This is a genomic window from Desulfosporosinus sp. SYSU MS00001 (assembly GCF_049943955.1).
GTDB lineage: Bacteria > Bacillota > Desulfitobacteriia > Desulfitobacteriales > Desulfitobacteriaceae > Desulfosporosinus.
Window position 1 is genome coordinate 1 of sequence record NZ_JBNFTW010000025.1, and the last position, 3,236, is coordinate 3,236.

The 3,236-nt window shown below is 34.9% G+C and carries 1 protein-coding gene and 1 pseudogene; both read right to left on the reverse strand.

Annotation, left to right across the window (positions count from 1 at the left end):
* Positions 1 to 2,817 (reverse strand): annotated as a pseudogene (locus ACPUYX_RS20745) (hypothetical protein); the annotation flags it as partial.
* On the reverse strand, positions 2,810 to 3,058 hold the full coding sequence (locus ACPUYX_RS20750; protein WP_426381480.1) for a hypothetical protein: 249 nt from the start codon (positions 3,056 to 3,058) through the stop codon (positions 2,810 to 2,812). The pseudogene ACPUYX_RS20745 and the gene ACPUYX_RS20750, both read right to left, overlap by 8 nt.
* Positions 3,059 to 3,236: the final 178 nt, after the last annotated feature.

A 3,236-nucleotide genomic window follows, 5' to 3' on the forward strand; every position in this document is an offset into this window, starting at 1 on the left:
AGACAATTTTTCAAACATATTTGAGCCAGATGTAATGTCCTGTGGTTGCTGTATTCCATCATTCAAAGCTAAAATAACATTACTAGAGGTAGATTTTATTCTAGCTGAGAAATAAAGCTTGTGTCCTATATAGTTACTAAAGTTGGATATAGAGTTACGTATTGAACCGTATTGTGCAGTAGCAATAAAAGAAGCAACATTATTGGAAGCAGTAAATCCAGTTGAATTCGTGCTACTCCACCCTGTAGTGCCATTGCTAAAATCTCCATTAGTAACAGCATTATTATAAGTATAGGTAGCATTTGGTGCTTGTAATGAACTATTTGCCATATATTTCGCAATGTTAGGATTGCCCGTTGTATCACCTGCGGTTTTGCTCTTGAAGTCAACTGTTAGGCTTAATGCTGGTAAAGGATTAACTACATTTAAAGTTATTGCACCTCTTATATTATCTTGCGTACTGCTTATAGTTGGTGTTGCTGGCGGTGTAAAGCTAGTTGAAAATGCCCTAACTACCTCTGTGCTTTGTATTCCTCCACTATTCCATAAGGTTATCTTGGTTTTATAAGCTGTATTGTTATCAAGTGTATAATTTATTGTTAAAGCTCTTGCATTAGTATCAGCTACTTTGCCACTGTCAAAAAGGATATTGTCGGCATTATCAGTTAATTTTACTTGGTATGAACTTTGACTAAGCCCTTGATTATCGTTAAAATTCCATGCCACCGTAATACTACTTGTTGGTATAGTCGCATTATCTGTAGGATTAGTCACTGTAAGCGTAGATGGTGCGTAAGTATTAAATGTACCTAAAGTACTCCAAGGACTTGAAACATCTGAATTATCCCATGTCATAACTCGCCATTGATATTGTTGCGTATTGATTAAGGTATTAGCTAGCAAAGTATAACTCGAATTTGTACTAACTGTTTTGCCAGTATCTTTAACTACTGAACCATCACTTACTTTAATTATTTGCAATTGAAAAGCTGATTGAGTATTTCCAATGTCAGGATCATTAAAAGTCCATGTAAATGTAGCACCTACTGTAGCATCGAAATTCTGCTGAGGATTTAATGTTGGTGCTAATGGAGGCTGATTAAGAAGTATTTTATCAAAGGATATAGCTGATGCTGTTTTAAATATATAACCTATCATGCTATTTAGTTCATAATCTACGATATTAGGATTCGCTCCTGCATCCATCCTTGTAAGATTCCCAAAAGTTGCTGTCCCTGCAGCACATTTTAAAAGGTAAAGATAACCATCTCCATTATAATCGTACAATGTATATACATTTCCTGCCTTATCTTCAGACAATATTGGATTAGTACCTAAAGCTAAGTCGATTAATGCACTCCAATTAACCATATCATCTGAATATGCTCCATATATATGGTATGTAGATGTGTTTTGAGGATATACTCCTTGCCAAACTACCCATGTTCTACCTGCATTAGGGCCATATTTTTGTGTTAATGCGGATACAAATTTTTGATTATAAGTGGTGCTATAATAAATTCCTAAACCATAGTTCGTATTTCCTCCAAGTTGCCAGGTGCTCCCATTAAAGTAAGAATATCGTATTAAATATTCTGCTCCATCATAACCTTGCCAAGCTATTAACGGATATCCGTTTTTGCCAATTGTAATAGATGGATATGTGTTATATCTTCCGTTTGCAGTTCCTAAATGTGTTATTTGTGTAGGTGTCCCCCATGTATTTCCGCCATCTGAACTGCAATTGTAATATATATCAGTAGCATAGCTGTTATCGTAATCATAGGCTATATGTATTTTGCCATTATTATCAATTGTAGATGTTACGGAATTTATAGTTTGATAGATAGTACTCCCACATGCATTTACAAAGTTTAAATTTGTTAATTCTGTATTGGCTGCCACTGTTGTAATATCTACAGCCGTAGAATAAATTCCAGTTCCTCCAGAACCTTTACACCCATATACAAATGTGACCTTTGTGCCATTAGCAACCATACTTGCATCCTGAGTAACTCCATTTGGTGCACTGCCAAATTTTATATTACCTAAATAAGAAAAAGTCACCCCGTTATCTGTAGATTTATATACATTCCATTCAGGAAAAGATGAATCGTAAACCATACAAACAAACCAACCATTGCTTAATCTTACTATTTTTCTTCCACCATTGCCGAATGTATCGTAAGCACTTGCTATAATAACTGTAGGGTCAATCATTATAGGATAAACAGCTTGATTTAAAAAACTTGCATCAAACCAAATATAAAGTATCTGCCCCTTATCACTGTTTACCACTTCATAATTCCCTTCTATCTCTTGCCCTGTTAAGTCTTTTATTATAGGCTTTGGAAGATTAAATATTCCATTTTCAATACTGTCATAAGTACCTTCTTGTAGTATTGTTCCGTTTATAATACCGCTTATTCCAAACTGTATTACACCACTAAGATATTCGGCTGCTGGTCTTGGAGGTTCGTTAAGTACTGTCCAGTGCTTAACCCTATCATTTTGTGCGTGAAATACATCATCTGCATTTGCAAAAGTTCTCAAATATCTTGCTTGCCTGCCTAAAATAGTTAAATCGGATGGCATAGACTCGATTATAAAATCTTGCACACCAATTTCGTCTTGATAAAGCAACATTTGTGGTTGCCAACTAAAATACTCTCCATTCGGTGCTGTAACTGTAATGGGTTCAGTAGCAAGAGAAGGAACAGACAATGTATATGCCTGTCCCTGTGTTTCTGCCCCTGTGTCTGTAGTTATTAAATCTGTAGGGTTTTCAAATTCAATTGTTGCTACAGTACTAGACACTTGCCACAGCTCCAGTTGTAGTAGTAGTTGTAGCAGGCTCTATAGTCTGCTTATCTAACACCTGTCCATCTGCACCTACAGTTACTAACACTTGGCTACCATCATTTATATTTATAGTATATAATCCTTCATTCGCCCTTATGCCATCAACATAAAATTTGTTAAAAACTATAGCCATGCTGTCCTGCGTACTTACAAAATATATATTGTTATTTCTTTCAATCATGGTGTATGTTAACATATAAAAAAACCTCCTAAATTTTATTTTGCTCTATATGCCTGTTGAAACCTATTGAATAAATTATATATGTCATTTATGTCTCTTATATCCTTGGCATTAATTTGAACATTTTCTATTATATTAGTATTGGAAGTTTGACCTTTATTTTGCAATAATACGCTTCTAGCCACACTTTCGG

What these genes read in the sequence shown, in the direction of transcription:
- ACPUYX_RS20750 (WP_426381480.1), bottom strand. Translation starts at nt 3,058, where the DNA reads ATGTTAACATACACCATGATTGAAAGAAATAACAATATATATTTTGTA.